The 3,965-nt window shown below is 61.6% G+C and carries 5 protein-coding genes; 3 read left to right on the plus strand and 2 right to left on the minus strand.

The window, feature by feature from the left end; all coding sequences use genetic code 11:
- Positions 1-118: 118 nt before the first annotated feature.
- Positions 119-838, minus strand: a complete 720-nt coding sequence (locus EN750_RS22290) for a response regulator transcription factor (RefSeq protein WP_013530014.1) — start codon at positions 836-838, stop codon at positions 119-121.
- The gene (locus EN750_RS22295) at positions 825-1,358 is read right to left on the minus strand and encodes a MarR family transcriptional regulator (protein ID WP_027039379.1); all 534 of its coding nucleotides are present in this window, start codon (positions 1,356-1,358) and stop codon (positions 825-827) included. The genes EN750_RS22290 and EN750_RS22295 overlap by 14 nt, the downstream gene beginning before the upstream one ends.
- Before the next feature lie 246 nt (positions 1,359-1,604).
- On the opposite strand from EN750_RS22295, the gene EN750_RS22300 reads away from it, so the two are divergent.
- From EN750_RS22300 to EN750_RS22310, 3 genes are all read left to right on the plus strand, one after another.
- Entirely contained in the window at positions 1,605-2,498 is an 894-nt protein-coding gene (locus EN750_RS22300) for a branched-chain amino acid aminotransferase (protein ID WP_127397660.1), read from the plus strand.
- A gap of 145 nt (positions 2,499-2,643) precedes the next feature.
- Positions 2,644-2,961, plus strand: a complete 318-nt coding sequence (locus EN750_RS22305; RefSeq protein ID WP_023809804.1) for a hypothetical protein — start codon at positions 2,644-2,646, stop codon at positions 2,959-2,961.
- Positions 2,962-3,099: 138 nt separating this feature from the next.
- A complete protein-coding gene (locus EN750_RS22310; protein WP_127320973.1) occupies positions 3,100-3,738 on the plus strand; it encodes an MBL fold metallo-hydrolase in 639 nt (212 codons plus the stop codon).
- The last annotated feature ends 227 nt before the right edge of the window (positions 3,739-3,965 follow it).

The raw sequence follows: 3,965 nt of genomic DNA on the forward strand, positions 1-3,965 counted from the left end.
CTTCAGCGTCCGCGCGGCGCGTACGCTCAAGCCGCCATTGCCCGGCTGTTCCAGTTCCGTGGTTGCCATTCGCTCATTTCGCTTGCCCGCAGCCGCTCAGCAGGCCGCAGGCGGCATTCTATTCCACGCTGAGCCGATACCCAATACCGCGCACGGTCTGCAGCCAGACCGGGTTGGACGGATCGCGCTCGATCTTGCGGCGCAGCCGGTTGATCTGGACGTCGATGGTGCGCTCGCCGACCTCCGAATCGTCACCGACAAGCTCGTGGCGGGGTATCGTCTCGCCGGCCCTTGCCGCGAAGATCGCCAGGATCTCCTGCTCGCGGTCGGTCAGCTTCAGCGCCTCGCCGCCACGCTTCAACTCGCGCCGGGCGATCTGGAAGGTGTAGGGGCCGAAGACCAACTGCTCGACCTTGGGCGTGGTCGCCGGGCCACCACGGCGAAGGATGTTGTTGATGCGCAGGATCAGCTCGCGCGGATCGAACGGCTTCGGCAGGTAGTCGTCGGCGCCGGCCTCCAGCCCTGAGATGCGGCTGTCGGTCTCCGACAGGGCCGTCAGCATCAGGATCGGTACGTTCTTTTCGGCCCGCAGCGACTTGGTCAGGTCGACGCCCGTCTCACCCGGCATCATGACGTCCAGCACCAGAAGATCGAAGTCGAGGCCGGCAAGCTTGCGCCTGGCTTCGCCGGCATTGCCGGCGACGGTGACGCGAAAGCCGTTTTCGGTCAGATACTGCTTGAGAAGATTGCGGATGCGGGTGTCGTCGTCGACGACAAGCAGATGCGGCGCGTCGTCGTCCGGCGCGGCCGCGTGATCGACCCGTTCAGTGCTCTCCATGGCTTTTCCCTGACATTTTTGCGGACCCAACGTCGATCTGCGCCCTCAGTTCCGGATTGACCATCGCTTCGAGGAACCGTTCCACCAAGGTCCGTTCGGTTACTCCGGAATCCCCCAATGCAGCATGGATGCGGCGCGACTGTGGCCGCGCCAGCGCCAGCGCCAGCGCACGGCCCTTGGCGGTCGGATAAAGTTCGCGCTGTCGGCGGTCGCGCGGACCTTGCAACTGCACGACATGGTCGGTGTCGATCAACTGCTTGAGCACACGGGCCAGGCTCTGTTTGGTGATCTTCAGCACGTCGAGCAGTTCGGCGACCGTCAGGCCCGGCCTGCGGTTTACGAAATGCAGCACCCGGTGGTGGGCCCGGCCGAAGCCGTAGTCGGCCAGGATCTGGTCCGGATCGGAGGTGAAGTCGCGATAGGCGAAGAAGAGCAGCTCGATGATGGCGAAGTCGATGCCGTCCTCGACCGACATCGCGGTCCTGATCGGTTTTCCGGCGGCTGGGCTTCGATCCGTCATTATTTCTCCGTGGGAAAGAGAGATTATGTCAGTACTATTGACGTAATTTCCCTGCAATGGTAATTTTTGACAAGCTTTTGGGCGGATTGCGAACGAAAAGGCAAGGGAAGCCGGTTTTTCCGGAATTTCCTGAGTTTGCCAGAGCGCAATTATCCGCTTACGCTCCACCATAAAAGCCGCTTTGGGCGGCCGACACGAAACACACAACGATACAAGTATCCGGGCTGCCGCCCGTGGGAGGTTACCATGGCATCCGTTCCCTTCGATCAACTCGATGGCTTCATCTGGATGAACGGCGAATTCGTCCAATGGGGTGACGCCAAGATCCATGTGCTGACGCACGGGCTGCATTACGCCAGCGCCGTTTTCGAGGGAGAACGCGCCTATGGCGGCGAGATCTTCAAGCTCAACGAACACACCGAGCGCCTGCATGAATCGGCACGCCTGCTCGGTTTCAATATCCCCTATACGGTGGCCGAGCTCAACGACGCCTCTTCCACGCTTCTCAAGAAGCAGGGTTTCCAGGACGCCTATGTCCGGCCGATTGCCTGGCGCGGCAGTGAGCAGATGGGCGTCTCGGCGCAGAACAACCGCATCAACTGTGCCATCGCCATCTGGCAATGGCCGAGCTATTTCGATCCTGCGCAGAAGCTGAAAGGCATCCGTCTCGATGTGGCGGAATGGCGCCGGCCCGACCCGCGCACCGCGCCTTCCAGGTCGAAGGCCGCCGGCCTCTACATGATCTGCACCATGTCCAAGCACGCCGCCGAGGCCAAGGGCTATGCCGACGCCATGATGCTCGACTGGCGTGGCCAGGTCGCCGAAGCGACCGGAGCCAACATCTTCTTCGTCAAGGAGGGCAAGATCCACACACCCAAGCCTGACTGCTTCCTCGACGGCATCACCCGCCGCACGGTCATTGGGCTGGCCAAGGATCGCGGCCTGGAGGTGATTGAACGCGCCATCCTGCCGGAAGAGCTGGAAAGCTTCGAGCAGTGCTTCCTGACCGGGACGGCGGCGGAAGTGACGCCGGTTTCCGAGATCGGGCCTTACCGATTCGAGGTCGGCGAAATAGCCAAGAATCTTATGAATGACTATTCTGCGGCCGTTCAGCCCAAGCACGCGATCGCCGCAGAATAACGAAAGTCACAGCTTTTTTAGGAAGTAGGGGCGGTTTTCGGGCCGCCCCTTTTATTTCAGCGTTTCTGCATTTGACTTTCGTCCAATTCGGCGTCTCATGATGGTGTCGGCCCGGGAGGCTGACAGCTATGGAGGGACTAATCATATGGACATGAACACGCTTCTTCCGATCATCATACAGGTGATTACTGGCGTCATCGGTGGTCAGGCGGTCGGTGCGGCGCTCAAGACGGCGGCGATGGGTCAGCTTCCCAAAATCCTGGGCGGAGCCATTGGCGGCGTCGGCGGTGCGGCGATCCTCGGCAGCCTGCTGGGTGGCGGTGCGGTCGATCCGGCGGCTGCGGCAGCAGCAACGAGCGGTCTCGGCAGCGCGCTGAACCTGCAGAACATCGTCGGCGGCGCCGGCGGCGGCGCGATCCTGACCGCCATTCTCGGCGCGGTCATGGGCGCCATGAAGAAGTAGGCGGGCCGTTTCGGTCTTTTCAAATGGGCGGCTTCGGCCGCCCATTTCCGTTTTCGGAGCTACCGATTGTTCGTCTTTCGAGGGTGGACGCCCTTTGTCCGCGCCTCTACATCACCCGTGAACATCGAAAGGACGATCATGGGTCAGCTCAATGCCGGCATCGTGCCGGTCACACCGTTCCAGCAGAATTGCACCATCCTGTTCGACATGGATGACAAGCATGGCGTCGTCGTCGATCCTGGCGGCGATATCGACAAGGTGCTGGCGGCGCTGAAGGACAATGCGATCTCAGCCGGGGCGATCTGGATAACGCATGGCCACATCGACCATGCCGGCGGCGCAATGGAGTTGAAGGAGGCGCTCGGCGTCGAGATCATCGGTCCGCATGAGGCCGACAAGTCGCTGCTCGACAATCTGGAAAACCAGGGCAAGCGCTACGGCATCGCCGGAGCGCGCAACTGCGTGCCCGACCGGTTCCTGTCCGAAGGCGAGACCGTGTCGTTCGGCGGCCATGTGTTCGAGGTGCTGCACTGCCCCGGCCATGCACCAGGTCACGTCGTCTACTACAACCGCGCGGCCAAGTTCGCCCATGTCGGCGACGTGCTGTTCCGCGGCTCGGTCGGCCGCACCGACCTGCCGGGTGGCGACCATGCTGCACTGATCGCTTCGATCAAGGACAAGCTCCTGCCGCTCGGCGACGACATCGGCTTCATTTGCGGCCACGGTCCCGGCGGACGCTTTGGCGAGGAGAGGCGGACCAATCCGTTTCTCGTTTAGAGCAATTCACCATTTCACGGAAACGGCGGGGCCGCTCTAACCTTTGTTCTGACTCAATTCCCAAGGGAAAACGCTTTGCGCTTTTCCCGGGAAACCGTTTCACACTTTTCCTGGAATTGCTGTAGGGCGTGCCGATATTCGCCTGCCCCAATCCTGTGATGCTCCAAGCAAAAAAGCGCTGGCCTTGCGGTCAGCGCTTTTCTGTTGGGGCAGGGAGGCCCTGGTTT

It is taken from the genome of Mesorhizobium sp. M7A.F.Ca.ET.027.03.2.1 (genome assembly GCF_003999175.1).
Lineage (GTDB): Bacteria > Pseudomonadota > Alphaproteobacteria > Rhizobiales > Rhizobiaceae > Mesorhizobium.

What these genes read in the sequence shown, in the direction of transcription:
- EN750_RS22290 (WP_013530014.1), bottom strand. Translation starts at nt 838, where the DNA reads ATGGAGAGCACTGAACGGGTCGATCACGCGGCCGCGCCGGACGACGAC.
- EN750_RS22295 (WP_027039379.1), bottom strand. Translation starts at nt 1,358, where the DNA reads ATGACGGATCGAAGCCCAGCCGCCGGAAAACCGATCAGGACCGCGATG.
- EN750_RS22300 (WP_127397660.1), top strand. Translation starts at nt 1,605, where the DNA reads ATGGCATCCGTTCCCTTCGATCAACTCGATGGCTTCATCTGGATGAAC.
- EN750_RS22305 (WP_023809804.1), top strand. Translation starts at nt 2,644, where the DNA reads ATGGACATGAACACGCTTCTTCCGATCATCATACAGGTGATTACTGGC.
- EN750_RS22310 (WP_127320973.1), top strand. Translation starts at nt 3,100, where the DNA reads ATGGGTCAGCTCAATGCCGGCATCGTGCCGGTCACACCGTTCCAGCAG.